23 protein-coding genes are annotated in these 22738 nt (G+C 64.4%); 18 read left to right on the top strand and 5 right to left on the bottom strand.

The window, feature by feature from the left end; all coding sequences use genetic code 11:
* Positions 1–6: 6 nt before the first annotated feature.
* The 6 genes from sufC to ACXJKC_RS01365 all read left to right on the top strand — a co-directional run bounded on the left by sufC (position 7) and on the right by ACXJKC_RS01365 (position 5144).
* Positions 7–768 carry a Fe-S cluster assembly ATPase SufC gene (gene sufC, locus ACXJKC_RS01390; protein ID WP_456694873.1) on the top strand — a complete coding sequence of 254 codons (762 nt, stop codon included), beginning with the start codon at positions 7–9 and terminating at the stop codon, positions 766–768.
* The gene (locus ACXJKC_RS01385; protein WP_456694872.1) at positions 765–2051 is read left to right on the top strand and encodes a cysteine desulfurase; all 1287 of its coding nucleotides are present in this window, start codon (positions 765–767) and stop codon (positions 2049–2051) included. The genes sufC and ACXJKC_RS01385 overlap by 4 nt, the downstream gene beginning before the upstream one ends.
* A gap of 8 nt (positions 2052–2059) precedes the next feature.
* Positions 2060–2518 (top strand): Fe-S cluster assembly sulfur transfer protein SufU, encoded by a 459-nt coding sequence (gene sufU, locus ACXJKC_RS01380; protein ID WP_456694871.1) that lies wholly within the window; start codon positions 2060–2062, stop codon positions 2516–2518.
* Entirely contained in the window at positions 2515–2877 is a 363-nt protein-coding gene (locus tag ACXJKC_RS01375; protein WP_456694870.1) for a metal-sulfur cluster assembly factor, read from the top strand. Before sufU ends, ACXJKC_RS01375 begins: the two co-directional genes overlap by 4 nt.
* A 190-nt stretch (positions 2878–3067) precedes the next feature.
* The gene (gene abc-f, locus ACXJKC_RS01370; protein ID WP_456694869.1) at positions 3068–4666 is read left to right on the top strand and encodes a ribosomal protection-like ABC-F family protein; all 1599 of its coding nucleotides are present in this window, start codon (positions 3068–3070) and stop codon (positions 4664–4666) included.
* Between the two features lie 58 nt (positions 4667–4724).
* Entirely contained in the window at positions 4725–5144 is a 420-nt protein-coding gene (locus ACXJKC_RS01365; RefSeq protein ID WP_456694868.1) for a GNAT family N-acetyltransferase, read from the top strand.
* 6 nt (positions 5145–5150) lie between these two features.
* Here the strand turns inward: ACXJKC_RS01365 and ACXJKC_RS01360 are convergent, their stop codons facing one another.
* Complete coding sequence (locus ACXJKC_RS01360; protein WP_456694867.1) at positions 5151–5930, bottom strand: SURF1 family cytochrome oxidase biogenesis protein; 780 nt, start codon at positions 5928–5930, stop codon at positions 5151–5153.
* Between the two features lie 69 nt (positions 5931–5999).
* On the opposite strand from ACXJKC_RS01360, the gene moaA reads away from it, so the two are divergent.
* The gene (gene moaA / locus ACXJKC_RS01355) at positions 6000–6986 is read left to right on the top strand and encodes a GTP 3',8-cyclase MoaA (protein WP_456694866.1); all 987 of its coding nucleotides are present in this window, start codon (positions 6000–6002) and stop codon (positions 6984–6986) included.
* A gap of 109 nt (positions 6987–7095) precedes the next feature.
* Here moaA and ACXJKC_RS01350 read toward each other — a convergent pair whose 3' ends face one another.
* Positions 7096–7284, bottom strand: a complete 189-nt coding sequence (locus ACXJKC_RS01350; protein WP_456694865.1) for an acetone carboxylase — start codon at positions 7282–7284, stop codon at positions 7096–7098.
* The gene (locus ACXJKC_RS01345; protein WP_456694864.1) at positions 7277–7633 is read right to left on the bottom strand and encodes a DUF3099 domain-containing protein; all 357 of its coding nucleotides are present in this window, start codon (positions 7631–7633) and stop codon (positions 7277–7279) included. Before ACXJKC_RS01345 ends, ACXJKC_RS01350 begins: the two co-directional genes overlap by 8 nt.
* Positions 7634–7676: 43 nt before the next feature.
* On the opposite strand from ACXJKC_RS01345, the gene ACXJKC_RS01340 reads away from it, so the two are divergent.
* Positions 7677–7892 carry a dodecin gene (locus ACXJKC_RS01340; RefSeq protein WP_456694863.1) on the top strand — a complete coding sequence of 72 codons (216 nt, stop codon included), beginning with the start codon at positions 7677–7679 and terminating at the stop codon, positions 7890–7892.
* A 2-nt stretch (positions 7893–7894) separates the two neighbouring features.
* Here the strand turns inward: ACXJKC_RS01340 and ACXJKC_RS01335 are convergent, their stop codons facing one another.
* Positions 7895–9097 carry an MFS transporter gene (locus ACXJKC_RS01335; RefSeq protein ID WP_456694862.1) on the bottom strand — a complete coding sequence of 401 codons (1203 nt, stop codon included), beginning with the start codon at positions 9095–9097 and terminating at the stop codon, positions 7895–7897.
* A gap of 85 nt (positions 9098–9182) precedes the next feature.
* On the opposite strand from ACXJKC_RS01335, the gene ACXJKC_RS01330 reads away from it, so the two are divergent.
* A complete protein-coding gene (locus tag ACXJKC_RS01330; protein WP_456694861.1) occupies positions 9183–9497 on the top strand; it encodes an ArsR/SmtB family transcription factor in 315 nt (104 codons plus the stop codon).
* On the opposite strand, the gene serB is transcribed toward ACXJKC_RS01330, so the two are convergent.
* Positions 9494–10699 (bottom strand): phosphoserine phosphatase SerB, encoded by a 1206-nt coding sequence (gene serB, locus ACXJKC_RS01325; RefSeq protein WP_456694860.1) that lies wholly within the window; start codon positions 10697–10699, stop codon positions 9494–9496. The genes ACXJKC_RS01330 and serB overlap by 4 nt on opposite strands.
* A gap of 80 nt (positions 10700–10779) precedes the next feature.
* On the opposite strand from serB, the gene ACXJKC_RS01320 reads away from it, so the two are divergent.
* The 9 genes from ACXJKC_RS01320 to ACXJKC_RS01280 all read left to right on the top strand — a co-directional run bounded on the left by ACXJKC_RS01320 (position 10780) and on the right by ACXJKC_RS01280 (position 22651).
* Positions 10780–11592 (top strand): ABC transporter ATP-binding protein, encoded by an 813-nt coding sequence (locus ACXJKC_RS01320; RefSeq protein ID WP_456694859.1) that lies wholly within the window; start codon positions 10780–10782, stop codon positions 11590–11592.
* Positions 11593–11638: 46 nt separating this feature from the next.
* Entirely contained in the window at positions 11639–12109 is a 471-nt protein-coding gene (locus ACXJKC_RS01315) for an NfeD family protein (protein WP_456694858.1), read from the top strand.
* Positions 12109–13194: an SPFH domain-containing protein gene (locus tag ACXJKC_RS01310; RefSeq protein WP_456694857.1), complete on the top strand. Its 1086-nt coding sequence runs from the start codon at positions 12109–12111 to the stop codon at positions 13192–13194. Before ACXJKC_RS01315 ends, ACXJKC_RS01310 begins: the two co-directional genes overlap by 1 nt.
* Positions 13195–13381: 187 nt before the next feature.
* Entirely contained in the window at positions 13382–14395 is a 1014-nt protein-coding gene (gene pstC / locus ACXJKC_RS01305; RefSeq protein ID WP_456694856.1) for a phosphate ABC transporter permease subunit PstC, read from the top strand.
* Complete coding sequence (gene pstA, locus ACXJKC_RS01300; RefSeq protein ID WP_456694855.1) at positions 14395–15531, top strand: phosphate ABC transporter permease PstA; 1137 nt, start codon at positions 14395–14397, stop codon at positions 15529–15531. Before pstC ends, pstA begins: the two co-directional genes overlap by 1 nt.
* A gap of 26 nt (positions 15532–15557) precedes the next feature.
* The gene (locus ACXJKC_RS01295; protein ID WP_456694854.1) at positions 15558–17153 is read left to right on the top strand and encodes a substrate-binding domain-containing protein; all 1596 of its coding nucleotides are present in this window, start codon (positions 15558–15560) and stop codon (positions 17151–17153) included.
* The gene (locus ACXJKC_RS01290) at positions 17153–19708 is read left to right on the top strand and encodes a hypothetical protein (RefSeq protein ID WP_456694853.1); all 2556 of its coding nucleotides are present in this window, start codon (positions 17153–17155) and stop codon (positions 19706–19708) included. Before ACXJKC_RS01295 ends, ACXJKC_RS01290 begins: the two co-directional genes overlap by 1 nt.
* Positions 19705–20631 (top strand): sortase domain-containing protein, encoded by a 927-nt coding sequence (locus ACXJKC_RS01285; protein ID WP_456694852.1) that lies wholly within the window; start codon positions 19705–19707, stop codon positions 20629–20631. Before ACXJKC_RS01290 ends, ACXJKC_RS01285 begins: the two co-directional genes overlap by 4 nt.
* 139 nt (positions 20632–20770) lie before the next feature.
* Positions 20771–22651: an Ig-like domain repeat protein gene (locus ACXJKC_RS01280; RefSeq protein WP_456694851.1), complete on the top strand. Its 1881-nt coding sequence runs from the start codon at positions 20771–20773 to the stop codon at positions 22649–22651.
* Positions 22652–22738 lie beyond the last annotated feature (87 nt).

Here is a 22738-nt window from a genome sequence, read left to right as displayed (position 1 = left end):
ACCCACATGGCAACCCTTGAGATCAAGGACCTGCACGTCTCGGTCGACACCGAGGAAGGTGCGAAGGCGATCCTCAAAGGCGTCGACCTGACCGTCAAGACCGGAGAGGTCCACGCCATCATGGGCCCCAACGGCTCGGGCAAGTCGACGCTGGCGTACTCGATCGCCGGTCACCCCAAATACACCGTGACCGGTGGCAGCGTGACGCTCGACGGCGTCGACATCTTGACGATGTCGGTCGATCAGCGCGCCCGCGCCGGCCTGTTCCTCGCAATGCAGTACCCCGTCGAGGTTCCCGGCGTCTCGGTCGCGAACTTCCTGCGCACCGCCAAGACCGCGATCGACGGCGAAGCGCCCAAGCTCCGTACCTGGGTCAAGGACGTCAACGCGGCTCTGGAGCGGGTCACCCTCGACAAGGACTTCGCTCAGCGCAGCGTCAACGAGGGCTTCTCCGGCGGTGAGAAGAAGCGTCACGAGATCGCTCAGCTCGAGCTGCTCAACCCCAAGTTCGCAGTCCTCGACGAAACCGATTCGGGTCTCGACATCGATGCACTGCGCGTCGTCTCCGACGGCGTCAACCGCTACAGCGACCAGGGCGACCGTGGCGTGCTGCTGATCACGCACTACACCCGCATTCTGCGCTACATCAAGCCTGACTACGTCCACGTTTTCGTGGCCGGCCGGGTCGCCGACCAGGGCGGAGCAGAACTCGCCGACGAGCTCGAGGCCAACGGCTACGACAAGTACGTCAAGGCTGCCGCGCTGTGACCACTGTCGAGGGCACCCAGGCGTACGACACCGCGTCGTATGACGTTGCCAGGATCCGGGGAGACTTCCCGATCCTGGGACGTCGGCTGTCCGGTGACTTGCCACTGGTGTACCTCGACAGTGCCAACACTTCGCACAAGCCGCGGCAGGTCATCGATGCGATCGCCGATCACTATCGGCTGCACAACGCCAATGTGGCACGGGCGATGCATCAGCTCGGTGCCGAGGCGAGCGCGGCGTTCGAACTGGGTCGCGACAAGGTCGCCGCGTTCATCAACGCGCCAAGTCGCGACGAGGTCGTCTACACCAAGAACGCCTCCGAGGCGCTGAATCTGGTGGCCCGCGTGCTGGGCGACGCCGGACGTGTCTCGGCCGGCGATGAAGTCGTCATCACCGAGATGGAGCACCACTCCAATATCGTGCCGTGGCAACAGCTCACGCAGCGCACTGGCGCGACGCTTCGGTGGTTCGGCGTCACCGACGAGGGGCGGCTCGATCTCGATGACATCGACACGCTCATCACCGAGCGGACCAAGGTCGTCTCGCTGACCTGGGTGTCCAATATGCTCGGCACCATCAATCCGGTCGATGTCATCATCGCCAAGGCCCATGCGGTGGGTGCGCTCGTCGTCATCGACGCCTCGCAGGCTGTGCCGCAGTTACCGGTCGATGTGGCAGCTCTCGGGGCCGACTTCGTGGCGTTCACGGGGCACAAGCTGGTCGGTCCGACCGGTATCGGCGTCCTGTGGGGCCGTTATGACCTGTTGGCCGAACTGCCGCCGTTCCTCGGCGGTGGCGAGATGATCGAGACGGTCACGATGCAGGGTTCGACGTACGCTGCTCCTCCGGCGCGTTTTGAGGCAGGCACCCCGCCGATCGCCGAATCCGTCGGACTCGGCGCAGCTGTCGACTACCTGTCGTCGATCGGCATGGAGAACGTCGCGGCCCACGAGCAGGCCATCACGGCCTATGCGCTTGAAGCGATGCAGGAGATCGACGGCATGACGATCGTCGGTCCCAAGACCGCCGAGATGCGCGGGGGAGCGATCAGCTTCACGCTCGACGGCGTCCACCCACATGATGTGTCGCAGTTGCTCGATTCGCGTGGTGTGGCCGTACGCGCAGGTCATCACTGCGCAAAGCCGGCTCACCTGCGGTTCGGTGTGCAGTCGACGACCCGCGCGTCGTTCTACCTGTACACGACCGAGCAGGAAATTGATGCGCTGGTCGAGGCGTTGCACTATACGAAGAAGTACTTTTTGGGAACGCCGAGCGGGGCCTGAGGGGGATCGTGAACGTCGACACTCTGTACCAGGAGATCATCCTGGACCATTACAAGCACCCACACGGTGCGGGCCTGCGCGAGCCCTTCGAAGCCGAGGTGCACCATGTCAACCCGACGTGCGGTGACGAGATCACGCTGCGGGTGCATCTCGACGGCGAGACCGTTGCCGATGTCTCGTACGAGGCCCAGGGTTGTTCGATCAGCCAAGCCTCGGTGTCGGTGCTCAATGATCTGATCCTCGGCAAGAGCGTTGACGAAGGTATGTCGGTGCTCGACTCCTTCACCGAGCTCATGCAGGGCAAAGGCAAGGTCGAACCCGACGAAGACGTGCTCGAAGACGGCATCGCCTTTGCCGGCGTCGCCCAATTCCCGGCGCGCGTCAAGTGCGCGCTGCTGGGCTGGATGGCCTGGAAGGACGCCGTCTCACAAGCGCTTGTCACCACCAACACGGGAGATACCCCATGACCACCGACCACAGCGACCTCCCCGAGGTCTCCACTGCGCCGGCCGGCGCGACCACGGCCGAAGATGTGCTTGAGGCGATGAAGGATGTCGTCGACCCCGAGCTCGGTATCAACGTCGTCGATCTCGGCCTGGTCTACGGCGCCGACGTCGACGAGCACAGCAACACAGTGCTCTCGATGACGCTGACCTCGGCGGCTTGCCCGCTGACCGACGTCATCGAGGACCAGACCCGAGCAGCCCTCGACGGAATCGTCAACGACTTCCGCATCGAGTGGGTCTGGATGCCGCCGTGGGGCCCCGACAAGATCACCGACGACGGCCGCGAGATGCTGCGCGCCCTCGGCTTCAACATCGGCTGACCCCAACGCTCGCGAGTCACTGAATTACGTGCCGCGAGTCACTTGGTGACAGAACTCACGTGACCAAGTGACTCGCGAGGCGTAACTCAGTGACTCATCAGCGTAGAGTGGTGAGGTGAACTTTTATCAGCGTGAGTGACGTCGGTTTCGCTTCGTCGATCCCTTTCCACCCCTGATTCAAAGGTTTTTCATGCTTACCGTCTCCAATGTGGAGCTGCGCTTTGGCGCGCGCGTTCTGATGTCCGATGTCTCCTTCAGAGTCGACAAGGGCGACAAAGTGGGTCTCGTCGGCCGTAACGGCGCAGGCAAGACGACGTTGACCCGCATGCTGTCGGGCGACGGCGAACCTGCCGAGGGCACGATCAGTTCGACCGGCAAGATCGGGTACCTGCCGCAGGATCCCAAGTCCGGTGACCTGTCGACCACGGCTCGCGACCGTATCCTCGGCGCACGAGGACTCGATGAGGCGTTGACGGCGATGCGCAAGGCCGAACTCGACATGGGCTCGCCCGACGCCGCGATCGCTGAGAAGGCCATGAAGGCCTATACCCGTGCGGATGCGATCTTCGGTTCTGGCGGAGGCTATGCAGCCGAAGCGGAGGCGGCGACGATCGCGCATGCTTTGGGACTGCCTGACCGTGTCCTCGAACAGCCGCTCAGCACTCTGTCGGGCGGACAGCGGCGTCGTATTGAGCTCGCCCGGATTCTGTTCTCCGACGCCGACACGCTCCTGCTCGACGAGCCGACCAACCACCTCGACGTCGACTCCGTCGTGTGGTTGCGCGGCTTCCTCAAGTCATTCCCCGGCGGCATCGTCATCATCAGCCACGACGTGGAACTGATCGAGGAGACCGTCAACAAGGTTCTCTATCTCGACGCCAACCGGGCAACGATCGACATCTACAACATGGGCTGGAAGTCCTACGTCAAGCAGCGTGAGTCCGACGAGCAGCGGCGCCGTCGCGAGCGGGCCATCGCGGTCAAGAAGGCTGATGCGCTCACGAGCCAGGCCAATAAGTTCCGCGCCAAGGCTTCCAAGGCGTCCACGGCCCAGCAGATGCTTCGTCGAGCAGAGCAGCTCGTCGCCGGGCTGGAGGGCGAACGGGTTCAGGACAAGGTCGCGAACATCAAGTTCCCGAAGCCTGCACCGTGTGGCAAGACTCCGCTCATGGCCGAAGGCCTGTCGAAGTCGTACGGATCTTTGGAGATCTTCACCGGCGTCGACTTGGCGATCGACAAGGGCAGCCGGGTCGTGATCCTCGGCCTCAACGGTGCCGGTAAGACGACGCTGTTGCGTATGCTGGCCGGCACCCTCAAGCAGGACTCCGGTGAGATCATTCCCGGCCACGGCCTCAAGATCGGCTACTTCGCCCAGGAGCATGAGACGCTCGACACCTCGCGCACCGTCCTGGAGAACATGCAGGCCCAGGCGCCGCAGCTGACCGACACCGAAGCACGCAGCGTGCTGGGCTCGTTCCTGTTCAGCGGTGACGACACGTCCAAGCCCGCCGGGGTGCTTTCGGGCGGTGAGAAGACCAGGCTCGCGCTCGCCAGTCTCATCGTCTCCAGCGCCAACGTCTTGCTTCTCGACGAGCCGACCAACAACCTCGATCCGGCTTCTCGCGAAGAAGTGCTGCGGGCGATCCGCACCTATGAGGGTGCCATCATTTTGGTCTCGCACGACGAGGGTGCCGTCATGGCGCTCGAGCCCGATCGGGTGCTGCTGCTGCCGGACGGCGATGAGGACATCTGGTCCGACACGTACGCCGACCTCGTGAACCTGGCTTAGCAGGCCGACTATGCCGCGCTGGGCTCTGAGACGGAGTCACGCCTCGGATGCGCAGTGGATGGCTGAATTGCGCGCAGTGGTGATGCAGCCAGACCTGCAACGGTTGGGTCGCTATGACCCGGTGCGGGTACGTCGACGCTTCCTCGACGGGTTCGTGGCCCATCACACGCGGGTTGTGGTCATCGACGGCAAGGACGTGGGGCTGGTGGGTGTTCGTGCGGAGGAAGATGCATTCTGGCTCGAACATTTCTATCTGTCTGCGGAGTGTCACGGCCAGGGGATCGGCGGCGAGGTGCTTGCTGAGGTCATGGTCGAAGCGTCAGACGGCGTTCGGCCGTTCCGCCTGAATGTTCTGCAGGGCAGCCCAGCACGGCGACTCTACGAGCGTCATGGATTCGTCCTCGAACACGAGGACGCCATTGACGTGTACTTGAAGGCGGAGCCAATGCCTCAAATCAATCGTGGCAACTCGGCCTAGCGGACGTCACGCGGTCTCCTTGGTCGAATCCTTCGGACTGAACCCGTCGATTCGACTCGGATTGCGACGTTCCTTGGCCTCGACGCGGGCGAACCAGAAGAAGCCGACGATCGCCAGTAGCGCGAAGAACCACCATTGGAGCGCGTAGAAGAAGTGTGGTCCTTGACCCAGGTCCGGTTCGGGTTCGGCGGCCAAGCCCGTGGTGGGCTCGGGGGTCTGCTTTTGCAGGTTGATGTACCCGTTGACCAACTCGTACGGGACCTGTTCACCCAACACCGTGCTGGAGATGGCACGGATCTGCCCTTCAGCGGGGACAGTCGCGTTGGTGCCCGCACCTGAGTTCTTGCGGAGCCAGCCCTCGATCGTGACCTCGCCGCTCGGCGGTGCCGGTGCATCGGGCTTCGTGACGTTGTTGTCGGTCGCGACCCAACCGCGGTTGACCAAAACCGCCTGGCCGGACGGCAGCATGAAGGGCGTCACGACATCTGCACCGGGTGCTCCGTCGCGGGTCACGAACTTGACCGTGACCTGGTGGTCCACGTCGTAGGTGCCGACGGCAGTCACGCGCGTCCACTCATTTGTCTTGTCGACCTCGGCGCCCTCCGGCAACGCAGTCTGTAGATCGACCGGTGCGGCGGCGAAATGCTTGGTGACAATCTTGTTGCGATCGATTCGCTGGTCGAGTTTGTCCAACTGCCAGAAGCCCAGTCGGGTGCAAATGGCGGCGAGTAGCACGACGAATACGGCGAATCCGATCCAGCGCGCGCTCAAGACGAAGCGGTACACACCATGACGGTAGTTGTCGTGGCCAAGTATCGGTCGGCCGGGTTATCGGTTGGCGCCTAGAATCAATCTATGGAGCTGATCGATAGTCACGGGCGTCGCGCCACCGATCTGCGCGTGTCGTTGACCGATCGGTGCAATCTGCGCTGCCAGTACTGCATGCCGGCCGAGGGCCTCGACTGGTTGCCGACCGATGAGACCCTCACTGACGCCGAATTGATCCGCCTGATCACGATCGGCGTCGAGATCCTGGGCGTCCGTGATGTCCGGTTCACCGGGGGAGAGCCGCTGCTGCGCCGTGGTCTCCCCGCTATCGTCGCCGCGACCAAGGCATTGCCTTCGAATCCGCGCACCGCGATGACGTCCAACGGATTGGGTCTCAAGCACACGGCCAAGGCGCTCGCGGCGGCCGGACTCGATCGCGTCAATATCAGCCTCGACACGACCGATCCGATGACATTCGAAAAGATCACTCGTCGCAACCGCCTCGATGACGTCCTCGCTGGTCTTGGGGCGGCCCGGGAGGCCGGTCTGACGCCCGTCAAGGTCAATGCGGTCCTGTTGCGTGGCATCAACGATCTGGAGGCGCCAGATCTGCTCCGCTGGTGCATGAAGCATGAGTACGAGTTGCGTTTCATCGAGCAGATGCCGCTCGACGCCCAGCACGGCTGGAGCCGAGAAGCCATGGTCACCGCCGACGAGACGTTGGCGCTTCTGGGCGAGCACTTCCGGCTGACCGCCATGGACGGACGTGGTTCGGCGCCGGCCGAGAAGTTCCTGGTCGACGACGGGCCGCACACGGTCGGCATCATCGGTTCGGTGACGCGTCCGTTCTGCGGTGACTGCAACAGAGTGCGGCTGACCGCGGATGGACAGATCATGAACTGCCTGTTCGCCCGTGAGGAGTCGGATCTACGCACGGCGATGCGAGCCGGCGCGAGCGATGTCGAGATCGCCGAGCGTTGGGCTGCGGCCATGATGACCAAACTCCCCGGCCACGGCATCGACGATCCGACGTTCTTGCAGTCGCCGCGCCCGATGTCGGCCATCGGCGGCTGACTTCTCGGGGTGCGGTTTCCCATGAGGCCTAGCGCAACGCTCACGTACCAAGCGCTGTAACGCTAGGTGCGTGCCAAAGACCCTAGGCCTCGTGGGAAACCGACAACCCTTAGAGGGGCTGGGTTTCTTTCCAGAAGCCGCGGGCATCGAGGAAGCCTCGGAGCGACACCTCATGTTCGTCGCAGGCCAACCAGGTCTTACGACGGTCGGGTGTGTGGAGCTTCGGGTTGTTCCAGAGCACTTGATGCGTCGCATCGGCAGTGCAGCCCTTGGCCGAGCAGATGGGCGCGTCAGCCATGGGTATTCGGCGGAGTGTCGGCCGGGGGCTGCTGGGGGCCGTCGATCTGGCGGCCTGGCTCGGCGCCGAACGGAGAGGGACCTGCGCCCTTCTTGCGGACGCCGGCATTCGCGACCACCACGGCGATATACGGCAAGAACACCGCGCCGACGAACATCAGCCAACCGAGGACCGCCCACGGCATCGACTGCATGACCAATACGACACCGGCGAGGAAGCACACCGTGCGGATCCCCATCGAGAGCGCGTAACGCTTTTCGCGTCGCAGCCGGTCGGCGGTCTGCGACTCGGCTGCTGACGTGATGGAGAAGACCTGCTGCTTGCGGGGTTCGCGAGGCTCGGGGGGCACCCTTCCAGAGTACGCCGATGGGTGGAGACGGCATGATGGGCACATGACTGATCGCACGTATCGCATCACCGAGATTGTTGGAACCTCTCCCGACGGCATCACCGAGGCCGTCGACAACGGCATCAAGCGGGCCTCGCAGACATTGCGGCACCTCGACTGGTTCGAGATCACCGGAATGCGCGGCCAGATCACCGACGACGCCGTCTCGCACTACCAGGTGACGATGAAGATCGGCTTCCGCCTGGAAGATGACGAATAAGCTCAGTCCTTCGACTTGAACTTTCGGAGCAGCGCGGCGGCGCCGGACAGCACGACGACGATCCCGCCGTAGATGAAGGTCGTCTCGGCCAAACCGATGTGCGGTGCGGCGATCCCGGCGATGACTGCCGGGACGCCGAACGCGAGATAGCTCACCACGAAAACCGAGGCGAACAGCTCGCCGCGTTCGTGCGGTGCCGCCACGGGCGTGATCGAGCGCATGATGCCAAGAAATGACGTTCCGAACCCGGAACCAGCCACGACGGCGGCAGCGATGAAGCCCCAGTAGGAGCCCGCCGCCAGCGCGACCAGTGTCAGGGCCGTACCGATCGCGAGGGCGGAGGTGCCGTAGATCGTGATGGATCGTGACGACCGATCGCGAGCGATGAAGCATGCGATCGAGCCGACCCCCGTGAGCACCGCGACGACGAGCCCCTGTTCGATATGGGCCGTGCCGCCGAGTTCCTGTGTGACGAGCGGCGCTCCCAGCGACAGGTAGAGGCCTCCGGTCGCCCAGCCGGCGAAGAGGGCCGGAGCGCTTCGCAGGAACGGCGCGCGGGCCGATTGCGGCACGCCGATGCGAGGGATGAACGATCGCAGGATGCCCTCATTGCGCGGTGACGTCTCGGGAATCAACCAGACCATGGCGCCGATGACGACATAGATCGCCGTGAGGCTGCCGAAGACCACGGCAAGTGCCGAGGACGAGTGGTCCAGCAGGAGTCCGGCGACGAGTGCGCCGACCGCGAGGCCGCCCAACGGACTGACGCTGTTGAGCGTCGCGGCCAGGCCGGGACGGTGCGAGGGCTCCAGGTCGACCACGGCCGCTGACAAGGACGACATCAGCAGGCCCGCGGCAATGCCCTGGACGATGCGCGCGATGAACAGCACCATGACGCTGTCGGCGTGCCAGAACGCCACCATGCTGATCGCGAGCACGATGAATCCGACCGAGATGACCGGACGTCGACCGAGATGGTCAGAAAGCGATCCCGAGACGAGCAGGGTCAGCAGCAGGGCCACGGCGTACACCGCGAAGATCGCGGTCATCGTTGCTGCTGAGAAGCCCAACTCGGCCTGCAGTACCGGGTAGAACGGTGAGGGAGCACTCGCACCGATCATCATCGCCACGACCGCCGCGACGGCCAACGAGAAGCCGTAGGTGCGGGTCGAGCGGATCGCGGGGGGTGCTGTCGTGACGTTCATGTCGGCCTCGGAGAGAAAAGTTCGAAAATAATGGAACTCGGACCACGTTACCCCGGTTTCGAGATTGTTCGAGTATTATCGAACCATGACGACGATCACACGGCTGGCGCATCCCGATGTCGCGGATCTGGCGCTGACAGATGTGCTGTTCGCCCTGAGCGACCCCGCACGCCTCGAGATCGTCCGCGAACTGGCCGCCGGACCGCTGACGATGGCCGAATGCGGCGTCACGCACCCCGATCTGCCGAAGTCGACGAAATCGCACCTCATGAAGGTGCTGCGTGAGGCCGGGATCGTGCGCAATGAGCCTGACGGGCGCCGTCGCGTCCTCAGCCTCCGTAAGGACGAACTCGACCGGGTGTTTCCCGGCCTGCTCGATTCGGTGTTGCGTGCCGACTAGTCGGCAGCGTCTGCGGCTTCGACCTCTTCGCGGGTGATGCCCAACAGGTAGATGATGGCATCGAGATACGGGACGTTGACCGACGTGCGGGCCTGATCGCGCACGACCGGCTTGGCGTTGAATGCGATGCCGAGGCCAGAAGCGGCCAGCATGTCGAGATCATTGGCGCCGTCACCGATCGCCACGGTGTTCTTGACCGGGATGCGCGCCTCGGCCGCGAACGTCCGGAGCGCTTCGGCCTTGCCGGCGCGGTCGACGACCCGGCCCACGATGCGTCCCGTGAGTTTGCCGTCTTCGACCTCCAGGTCATTGGCGGCGTAGTAGTCGATGCCGAGCTCGGCGGCGATCTTCTCGATGATCTGGGTGAATCCGCCGCTGACCAGTGCGAATCGATAGCCCAGTCGTTTCAGAGTTCGGATCATGGTGCGCGCCCCGGGCGCGTACAGCAGGGATTCATACACCGCATCGAGCGCGGAGGCGTCGACGCCCTCGAGCAGAGCGACACGGGCCGTGAGCGATTCACCGAAGTCGAGCTCGCCGCGCATCGCCGCTTCGGTGATCCGCGCCACTTCGGCCTCGCAGCCGGCGTGGGCAGCGATCATCTCGATGACTTCGCCCTGGATCAGGGTCGAGTCGACGTCCATGACCACGAGCCTTTGGGCATGTCGCAGGATGCCGTTCTCCTGGACGGCCACGTCGACGCCCTGCTGGTAGGCGACAGCCGCCAGATCCGACTGCAGCAGGTCGGGGTCGGCACCAGAGACCTCCATACGGATCGCGGTGACGGGATAGCGCGCCATACGGACGATCCGGTCGATATTGCCGCCATCGTCCTTGATGCGTTGGGTCAGTGCGGCGAGTGCGCCCGGACGAAGGGGGGCACCCAGGATCACGACCTGCGCGCGACCGACCCGGCGCGGGCGGTTGTCGCCCGTCCCGTACTCGATCGTGACCTCGAGCCCGAAGGCCGCGGCTACCGCGTGTGCGGTCTTCTCGAATGCATCGAGATCATCGGGGACGGTGACGAGCGCGCTGAGCACGAGTCGTCCTCGAACGACGAGCTGTTCGATGTCGATGACCTCGATGCCGAATGGCGCGAGGTCGGTGAACAGGCGAGTCGATACGCCGCTCTGGTCAGGTCCGGTGAGGGTGACGAGAGCGGTCGGGTCGGTGAAGTGCAACGTGGGCACAGGATCAGTCATCGCATCCGAGGCTATCGCTGACGTCCAGGTGGCTCGCGATAGGTTGACACCACCGGCACCTACACAGTCCAGGAGGGTCCATGCCTGCTGCTTTCGAGCTCTCGAAGGTGAGTGTGGTGCGCCCCGGCAAAGTTCTGCTCGACAACGTCAGCTGGACCGTCGCCGAAGGCGAACGTTGGGTCGTCCTCGGACCCAACGGAGCGGGCAAGACGACCCTGATGCAGATCGTCGGAACGTTCCTGCATCCGACCACCGGAACCGTCACGATCCTCGACGAACTGCTCGGTGCGGTCGACGTCTTCGACATCCGCACCCGCATAGGCCACACGAGCACATCGGTTGCCGATCACATCCCGCCGGCGGAGTCGGTGAGGAATGCGGTGTTGTCCGCGGCGCATGCCGTCACGGGACGCTGGAAGGAGATCTACGACGAACAGGATCTGCGTCGTGCCGAGCAGATCATGGGCGAGTGGGGCATTGCCGGATTGGCCGGACGGACGTTCGGCACGCTGTCCGAGGGCGAACGCAAACGTGTCCTGATCGCTCGGGCATTGATGACCGACCCAGAACTGCTGTTGCTCGACGAGCCTGCGGCCGGCCTCGACCTGGGGGCCCGCGAGGATCTGATGGCGAGTCTGGAGACGCTCTCGCACGCCGATGATTCGCCGGTGCTCGTGATGGTCTCGCACCATGTGGAGGAGATCCCGGTCGGCTTCACGCACGCGTTGATGCTGCGAGATGGCAGGGTCGTCGCGCAGGGTCCCATCGAAGAGACCATGACCGCTGCGAATCTCGGCAGGACATTCGGCCAGCGCATCCAGCTGGACCACGAAGGTGGACGCTGGGCCGCGCGTCGGGCAGCATACGGACACCGGGCCGAAATCAGCCGCTAGAACCGCCACACCGACTCACTCACGGATCAACTCACTAAGGGGAAGCATGATCGACTGGATTCAGGAGCATGCGTGGGCCAGCTGGCTCGGCGCCGCGGTGATCCTCGCGGCGGTCGAACTGCTGAGCCTTGACCTGGTCCTGCTGATGTTCGCGATCGGCGCGCTGGCTGCGGCGTTCATCGCGGCTGTGGGCGGACCGCCGTTGCTGGCGATCGCGGTCTTCGCGGTGGTCTCGCTGCTTCTGCTGCTCGTGGTTCGCCCATCCGTGGTCGCGAAACTCCACGCCGGCCCGACGCTGGAGACCGGACACAGCAATCTCATCGGCCGTACCGCCACAGTGCTCGAACCCGTGACGAAGTCGAATGGTCGAGTCCAGCTCGCGGGTGAACTGTGGTCGGCCCGCACGGCAGAACCAGACGATGTCTTCGTTCCCGGCATCGAGGTCATCGTCATTCAGATCGACGGCGCCACCGCCGTCGTCACACACGCCAGCCCATCCGCCTCTAAGGAGTCCTGATGACCCCAGCATTGATCGTGCTCATCCTGCTCGCCGTCCTGGCGATCTTGATCGTCTCGATGACGGTCAAGATCGTGCCCCAGGCACGGTCGGGCATCGTCGAACGATTCGGCAAGTACCGAACGACCCTGTCCGCGGGCCTCAATATCGTCCTGCCGTTCATCGACAAGGTGCGCTATGTCATCGACCTGCGCGAGCAGGTCGTCTCGTTCCCGCCCCAGCCGGTCATCACGGAGGACAACCTCGTAGTTTCGATCGACACCGTGATCTACTTCCAGGTCACCGATCCGGTCGCCGCGACGTACGAGATCGCCAACTACATCCAGGCGATCGAGCAGCTGACCATGACGACGCTGCGTAATATCACCGGCGGCATGAGCCTGGAGCACGCGCTGACGAGCCGCGATCAGATCAACTCGGGTCTGCGCGGCGAACTCGACTCCGCAACCGGCAAGTGGGGTATCCGCGTCAACCGCGTGGAGCTCAAGGGCATCGACCCGCCGCCGTCGATCATCGACGCAATGGAGCAGCAGATGCGCGCCGAGCGCAACAAGCGTGCCGCGATCCTGACCGCCGAGGGCGAGCGTCAGTCGGCGATCCTGACCGCCGAGGGCGACAAGCAGTCCGCGATCCTGACCGCCGAAGGCCAGCGGCAGGCGCAGATCCTCACGGCTCAGGCCGATCGCCAGGCACAGATCCTGCGCGCCCAGGGCGAGGCACAAGCTATCCAGACGGTGTTCCAGGCGATCCACGACGGCAACCCGGATCAGAAGCTGCTGTCGTACCAGTACCTGCAGATGCTGCCGAAGATCGCCGACGGCGAGAACGCGACGACGTGGATCATCCCGGCCGAGCTGACCAAGGCACTGGGAACTCTCGGTGGCACGATCGGGTCGATCCCGGTCGACGGCGGCGGCAGTAAGAGCCGGGTCGATCTCAACGCCGAGATCGAGGACGACGTAACCGACGATGCGGCGACCAACGTCGCCGTACAGGAGGCGCTCGACGCCGCGAAGGCCGCGGAGAATCCTGCGACGGCCGCCGCCGACGTGCCGCCCCCGCCGCGCGACGATCAGAGCAGCTAGCTCGAAAGAACTACCGCGAATGCCCCGTCCGAACCATCGGACGGGGCATTTTCGCGCGCCCGGAAGCGTGACGCCGAAGGTATGGCCAGCGTTCATTCCACGTTCACCGCAGGCGGCCGGATCGGCAGATCGGTGACCCTATATTGCTCGGGACAAGCACGACTGCAACCCGAGAAGAGAACCCTCTGTGAGCACGATCTTGCGTTCCGGCCCGCCGGACGCAGACCTCGATGAGCCGCGTGAGCTGGCCACCAATCCGACCGGATCCGACCGGGCCTTTCTCCTCATCAGTCGATCTGTCGCGGCAATAGTGCTGCTCATCACCGGCGGCATCGGCCTGTTCCTGGCCAAGTCGTTCCTGCCCACATTGGGACACTACGGACTGAGCTTCTTCACCGAACGCCAGTGGCAGCCCGAAGCCGATGTGCTCGGCATCGCGGCAGTAGTGATGGGCACGTTCACGGTCGCGATCGTGGCGCTTTCGATCGCGTTCCCGCTCTCGGTGCTGACGGCGCTGTACATCGCCGAATATGCCCCCGCACGGATCCGGCCGACGTTGGTGTCGCTGGTGGACCTCATGGCGGCGGTGCCCAGCATCATCTACGGGCTGTGGGGGTTCACGCTGATCAGCCCTTATGCGAGCAGCCTCGCGCACTGGCTGCACGTTCACCTCGGTTTCATCCCGTTTTTTCGGGTCGACGCCGATCCGAACGCCGCTATCTGGGAGCAGACCCGCTACACCGCCTCGGCGTTCATCGCGGGTATCGCGGTGGCCATGATGGTCATTCCCATGGCCTGCGCCGTGATGCAGCAGGTGTTCAGTCAGGCACCTCCCGGCGAGCGAGAGGCCGCATTCGCGCTCGGCGCGACGCACTGGGGAGTCGTCAAGAGCGTCGTCCTGCCGTTCGGCAAGGGCGGCGTCATCGGCGGAACCATGCTGGGCCTCGGCCGCGCGCTCGGCGAGACGATCGCGGTGCTGCTGATCATCTCGCCGTCCTTCGACATCAAATTCAAGCCGCTCGAAGTGGGCACCAACACGGTGTCGGCGCTGATCGCCGGACGTTTCGGCGAGGCGACCGCCTCCCAGTTGCAGGCGTTGTTGGCCGCCGGATTCGTGCTGTTCCTGATCACGCTGTGCATCAACAGTCTGGCGTCCATGGTCGTGGCGCGCAGCCGTTCTGGACAAGGGGCCGACGCCTGATGAGCATCGATATCGATGAAGCGCCGACGACGATCGTCTCGACGGGCACGACTCACGTGCGGACCGAGCCGTCCTCGACCGAGTCCGTTCCGGTCTTTCAGCGTCGCCTGCTCAGCAAGTCGACCGCCGAGCAGAAGTTCGAGGTCCTCGGATGCTGGGTCGCAGCGTTCGCGATGGCCTGGCTCGTGTGCGGGAGACTGCTGCCGTGGAACGGCCCGATCGTGTTCACCCTGACGACTGTCGTGGTCGGTGTCATCCTGATCGCCGTCATCACAGCGATCGACTCGGGCTGGCCAGAGGTGGCCGACCGGGTGGTGACAACCGTCATCACTTTGGCCGCACTGCTCGTCGGCGTAGCACTCGTCTCGACCGTGGTGTTCGTCTTCGCCAAAGGCTGGAAGCCGCTGATCCACCTCAACACGTTCTTCGACGACATGTCGGGCGTCGGCCCGCGTGATCCGCTGACCAAGGGCGGCGTCGCACACGCGATCGTCGGCTCGCTCATCCAGGTCGGAATCGCGATCATCATCACGATCCCACTCGGTATCGGTACCGCGGTCTATATGACCGAGGTGGGCGGGAAATTCGCCCGAATCGTCCGCACCGTCGTGGAAGCCATGACAGCGCTGCCGTCGATCGTGGCGGGCTTGTTCATCTACACGACGCTGATCGTGGGTCTTGGCGTTCCGCGTTCGGGACTCGCCGCCGCGTTGGCGCTCGGCGTCATGATGCTCCCGATCATCGCCCGGGCAGCGGACGTCGTGCTGCGCGTCGTGCCGAGCAATCTGCGCGAGGCGAGTCTCGCGCTCGGGGCGTCACGCTGGTCGACTGTGTGGCACATCGTGCTGCCGACAGCGCGTCCCGGCCTCGCAACGGCGGTGATCCTCGGCGTCGCACGCGGCATCGGAGAGACCTCGCCGGTGCTGCTGACCTCGGGTGCCGCGAGCTTCATGGTCGCCAATCCTGCCGACGGCGTCATGAACTCGCTGCCGCTGTTCATCTTCTCCACCGTCCGAAGCGGCGAGCCGATCTACATCGAGCGCGCCTACGGCGCCGCCGCGATCCTGCTCGCCATCGTCCTCATCCTGTTCGTCATGGCCCGACTACTGGCCCGTCCCAGAAAGGGCACCCGTTGATCACCATCGCCCGCAAACCGCTCATCATGAGCACGCTGATCGGCATTTTGTCGGTCGCCGTGCTGTTGGCAGGTTCGCGTCCAGCCAACGCCGCCGCCTACGCGCAGATCGAGGGCTCGGGGTCCACTTGGTCGCAGGGCATCGTGTCGCAATGGATCGCCAAAGTCAGAGACAATGGCATGAAGATCGCTTACAACGGTGCCGGCTCCTCGCAGGGCCGCAAGGATTTCGCCAATAACGTCACCGATTTCGGCATCACGGAGATCCCGTACCAGGGCAAAGATGAATTCGGCAACGTCGATACGGCCGGATCGCGCGAGTACGCGTACATGCCGATCGTCGCGGGCGGCACGGCGTTCACATATCAGCTCAACGTCGCCGGCAAGCCGGTCAAGAACCTGCGCCTGTCGGGGGACACGATCTCCAAGATCTTCACGAACAAGATCACCAATTGGAACGATCCCGCGATCGCCAAGGACAACAACGGCCGCAAACTGCCGTCGCTGCCGATCATCCCGGTCGTACGCTCTGACGGCTCGGGCACGACGGCGCAGTTCACCGCCTGGATGGACAAGATGCACTCCAGCATCTGGCGCTCGTACTTCGGACGTTCGGGCCTGACGTCGTACTATCCCAAGAAGTCCGGCAGCAAGATGATCGGCGCCTCGGGCTCGGATCAGGTCATGAACACGATCTCCAGCAGGTCCGGCCAGGGGACCATCGGGTACGTCGAGTACTCGTACCCAGTGAACAAGAACTACCCGGTCGTCAAGGTGCTCAACCGGGCCGGATACTTCGTCGAGCCGACGCAGTACAACGTCGCAGTAGCGTTGACACGGGCCAAGATCAATCAGGACAAAGGATCGCAGAACTACCTGACCTCGATCCTGGACGGCGTCTACACGGCGTCCGATCCGCGGGCCTATCCGCTGTCCTCGTACTCCTACATGCTCCTGCCGACCGGCAAGAACGACCGTCGCATGACAACTGCGAAACGGCAGACTCTGGCCGACTTCATGTTCTACTCGCTGTGCCAGGGCCAGGGGAGTGCGGGAAATCTTGGCTACTCGCCGCTGCCGCTCAATCTCGTGCAGGCCGGATTCACCCAGCTCAAGAAACTGTCGACCGCCGATCCCAACGTCAACTTCAAGAACCGAGATGTCACGAAGTGCAATAACCCGACGTTCACGAAGGGAAATCTGGCCAAGAACCATCTGGCCGAGATCGCGCCGCAACCGGCCAAGTGCGACAAGGTGGGCGCGGGACCGTGCGTCGGTCCGACCGGATCGGCGCCGACGACGGTTGCCGAGGCGTCCGGCGGCGATAAGCCCGCGGCCGGTGCAGGCGGCGGTACCGATGCTCCTGCAGGCGGCGATGCGCCGACGGGGGGAGATGAGATACCTGGTGCGGTCGATCCCGAAACAGGGATTGCTTCTGGCGGCGGTTCCGCCGGAGGACCCGGATCGGAGGCCGTGCCGACCGAACTCGTTTCGAGCCGCGCCGGCGACAACAAAGTCTTCGGTGCGTTAGCGGCGGCCCAGCTGCTCGTCATCGTCCTGGCCCCGGGAGTGGGCGCCGTGTACTTCCGCCGACGCGCGCGCAAGCGCCAAGGAGCATTCTGATGAAGGTCAACTTAGCCCGACGAGGCTTGTACATGCTTGCGACGCTGATGCTGCTTGCTGGCACCGTGGTGGGTGGCGTGACCACACCTGCCGCGGCGGCGGGCGCCGACGAGGGGGCGTTCAGCAAGACCAAGACCGTGACTCGCGAATTCAGGAGCGCCGGCGGTGCCGATGAGACCGTCGACCGACGCGATGTGACGTTGAAGGTCGATCACACCAAGAACCTGCGTGGGCGTGAACGGGTCAAGGTCAACTGGTCCGGCGCACGACCGAGCGCGGCCCGCGCGGCGGACCCCTACGGCGAGAACGGCCTGAACCAGGAGTATCCGCTGGTCCTGCTGCAGTGCCGGGGCATCGACGACCCGAAACTGCCCGCAGCCAAGCAGATCCGGCCCGAAACCTGTTTCACCTCGACCCGCCAGCAGCGTTCGCAGTCCACATCGCCGAGCTTTGCGGTGTGGCGGCACGATCTGTACGCGACGGAAGCCGACCGGGGCGAGAAGTCCGGCCTCGACCCGATTCCTGCGGCCTGCAATGACATCGCGGTGTTCTCGACCCATGTGACACCCTTCAAGGCAGCTTCGGGCAAGGTCTACCCGTCCTGCACGGGTGAGACCATGCCGCCGGAAGCTGCAGTCGGCGCATCGTTCCCGCCGTCGGAGGTGGCTGCATTCACCGGCAAGGACGGCAAGGGCGAGATCAACTTCGAGGTTCGTTCGGCCGTTGAGAACGAATCCCTGGGCTGCACGGACGACACTCCATGCTCGATCGTGGCGATTCCCATCATGGGTTTGAGCTGCATCGACGCCGATCGCGAGTGCCGCCGGGCAGGACGCTTCGAGCCGGGGTCGAGTAACTTCGCCAACGAAGGGATCGACGCGGCCGTCTCACCGGTGTACTGGTGGAGCGAGTCCAACTGGCGCAACCGGATCGCGGTACCGTTGACCTTTGCGCTGCCGCCGGACGTCTGCGATGTCGTGGACAGCCGCACGCCGGTCGACTTCTACGGTTCCGAGCTCATGAGCCAGGCCACGATGCAATGGGCGCCGGCGTATTGCCTCAACAAGAAGCGGTTCACCTTCCAGCACACGACTGTCGGTGACGCTCCGGCGTTCAAGCTGGTCGAGACCGGCTCAGCGGCGGGAGCGTTCGTGTCGGGAACCCGTGAAAGGTCGACGGAGGACCCGATCGGCTATGCCCCCACAGCATTGACCGGGTTCGCGGTCTCCTATGTCGTCGACAAGCCCAATAATGCCGGCGAGCAGGTTGCGCTCAACCTGAATCCGCGGCTCATCGCGAAGCTGCTGACGCAGTCGTACACGGGTTCGAGTCTGGGCGCCCAGCATCCGGGCCTGACCAAGAATCCGATGTCGCTCAACCAGGATCCTGAGTTCAAGGCGCTCAACCCCGGACTCGACTCGATTGCGCGGGAGGCCGGAGCCAATATGTTGTCGCTCTCGGAGTCGTCTGATGTCATCAAGGCCATGACCGAGTACCTGCAGGCCGACCCTGAGGCCAAGGCATTCATCTCGGGCAAGACAGATCCGTGGGGAATGGTCGTCAACCCGTCGTACAAGGGCATCGAGCTGCCGGTCAGCGAGTATCCGTTGCTCGATGAGTTCCAGCCCAAGTCGGAGCAGAAGTGCCGCCAGGACAACCCGGCGGCTTACTTCGGGCAGCTCGCGGCGCCGGTTTCGAGCCTTCGCAAGATCGCCGAAGCCGTCCTCGATGCGTGGCCCAATGTGCAGACCAAGTGCGAGCGGCCGAACCCGGCCGAGCCGTACAAGGTCGGTCGCATCGATCGGCAGGGTGTGGGAGCTCGGTTCATGCTGGGCGTTGTGAGTTTGGGCGATGCGCAGAGGTACGGTCTGCGCACGGCCAAGCTCCAGACCCAGTCGTCGATGTCGCCGACTGCCAAGTTCGTCAGTGACGAGGGACGCACGTTCATCGCACCTACTGTCAAGAGCATCTTGGCCGCAGCGCGTATCGCGAAGCCGGGTAAGAACACCGCGGCGTTCTCGTTGCCGATGAAGAGGCTGCGCGACAATCCCGAGGCCTATCCCGGCACGATGATCGTCTACACGACTGCCAAGCTGCGTGGGCTCGCCAAACCCGAGGCCAAGAACGTGTCGTCGTTCATCAAGATCGCGACGACAGAGGGGCAGGTCCCCGGCTCGGGCAATGGCAGGCTTCCCGACGGCTTCGTGCCGATCACCAAGAAGGGTGCGACAGCCGCGCTGTATGAGCGGGCCCAGGACGTCGCCGCGCTCGTCGCGGCACAGAAGGAGGCGAAGTCGCCGGTCAAGAAGCCCGAGACGCAGTCGCCGGGCGGCGGTGGTTCCGACACGCCGGTTGACGGCCCTGCCCCGGACGCCCAGGACGAACCTCCGTCGGCCTCGGGAGACGGGACCCAGACCTTGGAGACCAGCCCGACCGCAGGTGCGTCATCGCGACCGGCCCAGGTGCTGCTTCCCATGCTCCTGGCTCTTGCCCTGCTTGCCGGCCTGGGTGGGCCGGCGACTCGCCTGATCGCGATCGTGAAGGCACGCAAGTGACGGCGATCCTCAATGGTCGTCGGCGGGCCAGTCAACCCGCGCAGGTGTGGCCGATCCTGCCTCGTCGAGACCGCGCGCCGGTCACCCTGGCTGAGTCGACGTCGATCATCAGCACGTCGTTGACGGTCTTCGCGATCATCTTGATGTGGTTCCTGGCGCAACTGCTGTTCCTCAGCGGAATCGAGCAGGGGCGCGCGCAGGACCGCCTGTATCTCGACTTCCGGACCCAGCTCGCTGCCGCGACAGCGCCCACCGGGGGAGTCATCGCCCCGGGTGCTCCAGTCGCGCTGTTCTCTATCCCGGCGCTCGGATATGAACAGGTCGTCACGGAGGGTACGTCGTCTGGAGCCCTGCTCTCAGGGCTTGGACACCGCCGTGACACGGTTCTGCCTGGTCAGGCCGGCGTCTCGATCGTCTACGGCAAGTCACGCACATTCGGCAAGCCCATGGCGGTGATGCTCGATGGTGCGGCCGGCCGCACCATGAAGGTCACGACGGCGCAGGGCACGTCGGAGTACCGAATCGCCACGGTGCGCCGAGCCGGTGATCCCATGCCGGCACCGCCGACCGGTGCCGGGTCGCGCATCACGATGGTCACCTCGGAGGGGTCGGGAAGTCTCGGGGCGCTCTCTCCGAGCAAGGTTGTCTACGTCGACGCGCAGCTGACCGGGAAATCGTTCGAAGCTCCGGGCGGACGTCCCAATACCGTGAGCAAGACCGAAGTCGCGATGGCCGGTGACACGACCGTGATGCCTTCGCTGGCTCTGAGCCTTGGAGCCCTGGCGCTGGCGACAGTCGGGACGATCTGGGCACGCCAACGATTCGGACTTGTGCGTACCTGGATCATCGCCGCGCCGATCATCGTCGCGCTGGCCTGGTTGACATCCGATCTGGCGATGTATCTGCTGCCGAATCTCCTGTGATTGCAGCGATTCCAACTTGCCGTCTGATGGACATCTGCCGTTCACCTCAAACCCTGCCAAGCACACCCCAACAGCCATACGTTGCTCGTGGGCGACAGCATCCCGCTGGCGCAGCACATATGAGAAGAGGATCCCAGGAATGATTCGTCAGCGAGTCTCCTTCGCCGTGGCCGGCGCACTCGTGGCCGGCACGGCAATGACCGTAGGACTGGCCGGACCGGCCAGCGCGGCCAACACTGCGTACGACCCGAACTTCACCCCCGCAGCTGGCGACCTCGTCGGAGTCGGGTCCGACACGATCGAAATCGCCCTTGACTACCTGGCCAAGGGTGCCAACGGCGTGAATGGCTTCAACGCCGGGACTGCCGGATTCAAGATCGCCTCGTTCGCGGCCGCCGGCGATCCGGCCACCGTGACACTGCGCTCGGGATCTGCGGCGATCGCTCGCTCCACGATCAACGGATCGGGTTCGGGCAAGGCCAAGCTCTACAGCACCGGAAACAACCCCGACGTGAACTTCGCGCGTTCGTCCTCCTCGCTCAATGCCGCCGAGATCTCGGCCGGACTGCAGCAGTACCCGTTCGCGGTCGATGGTCTGAAGCTCGCCGTGTCGGGTGCGACGACCTCGAACGCTCCGGCCACGATCTCCCCGGCCGACATGGTCAAGATCTACAGCGGCCAGGTCACCAACTGGAGTCAGCTCGGTGGCACCCCCGGCGTCATCAAGCCGTATGTCCCGCCGACGACTTCAGGAACCTACTCGTTCTTCATCGCGCAGTTGAAGGCGGCGAACTCGGGCTCCGACGTCACGCTCGCCGGAACCGTGTCCACGAGCCAAGAGCACGATGACACCCTGATCAAGAGTGATCCGAACGCTATCGCGCCGTTCTCGACGGCTCGTGCCAAGGGTCTGACCAGCAGCATCAAGCTCGAAAAGGGCTTCAAGGCGTACCGCGCGGTGTACAACGTCGTGCGCGGGACTGACCTGTCGGACGGTGTCCTCGGCCCCAAGCTCAACTCCGTGTTCGCCGGGAACGGCTTCATCTGCAGCCCCGCGGCCAAGCCCCTGATCGAGGCCGCCGGCTTCGACCAGCTGGCACGTGCCAGTGCCGGTGGAGTGTGCGGGGAGCCGACGCAGGCCGCTGTGTCGACGTTCGTGACGACCTCGCAGGTCGACACCGAGACGACCCTCACGGCCGAGTCGATCAACGACAGCAAGGTCAAGCTGACCGCGACAGTCGACGCGTCCAGTGACGTCGAGGGTACGGTGCAGTTCAAGCAGGGCGGCACCGCGATCGGTGTGCCGGTCGAGGTCGTGTCGGGTAAGGCCAGCAAGACGCTTACGCTGGTCGCACCAGGGGACTACTCGTACACCGCCGAGTTCATCCCGGCCGACTCGCTCGGGTTCAATGCTTCGACCGGGACCGCATCGGCCTCGGTCAAGGCGCCTTCGCAGGTCACAGTCGGTCTGCTGAACCCGTCGGGCACCTACGGCTCGGCACGTCTGGCAGTCGTCTCGGCCACCGTCGACGGTGCTGCGGCGACGGGCAACGTCCAGGTCAAGGTCGACAACGGTGCTGCGGTCAACGTCGCGCTCAAGAACGGCTTCGGCTTCTACACGGTTCCCGGCACGACCGCGCTCGGTTCGCACACTGTGACCGCATCGCTGGCCGGCACCGCGACGTACAGCGCGGACACCGCGTCGACACCGCTCAGCGTCTCGAAGGCGACGACCAAGACGTCCTTCACGTTGAGCCCGGCCAAGATCAAGGTCAAGAAGGCGACGAAGGCCAAGGTCTCGGTCGTCATCAACGGGGCTGCGGTCAAGGCCAACGGTGCAGTCGTCATCAAGGCCGGCTCGAAGATCGTCGGCAAGGGCACGGTGCGCAACGGCGTCGCCACCATCACGATCGCCAAGCAGTCCAAGAAGGGAACGCTGTCGCTCAAGGCAACGTTCACGGGCAACGGCAACTACGGCAGCTCGACCTCCTCGACCGTCAAGCTCAAGGTCACCAAGTAACGCATGCCAGACCCGCACACAGCAGCCGGCTCCGTGTCCTCCGGGACGCGGGGCCGGTCGTGTGTGCTCCGTACTCCAGAGAGGCTC

This window comes from Aeromicrobium sp. P5_D10 (assembly GCF_054049535.1).
The sequence above is the reverse complement of the archived record's forward strand: the minus strand, read 5'-3'. Positions and strand labels throughout refer to the sequence as shown.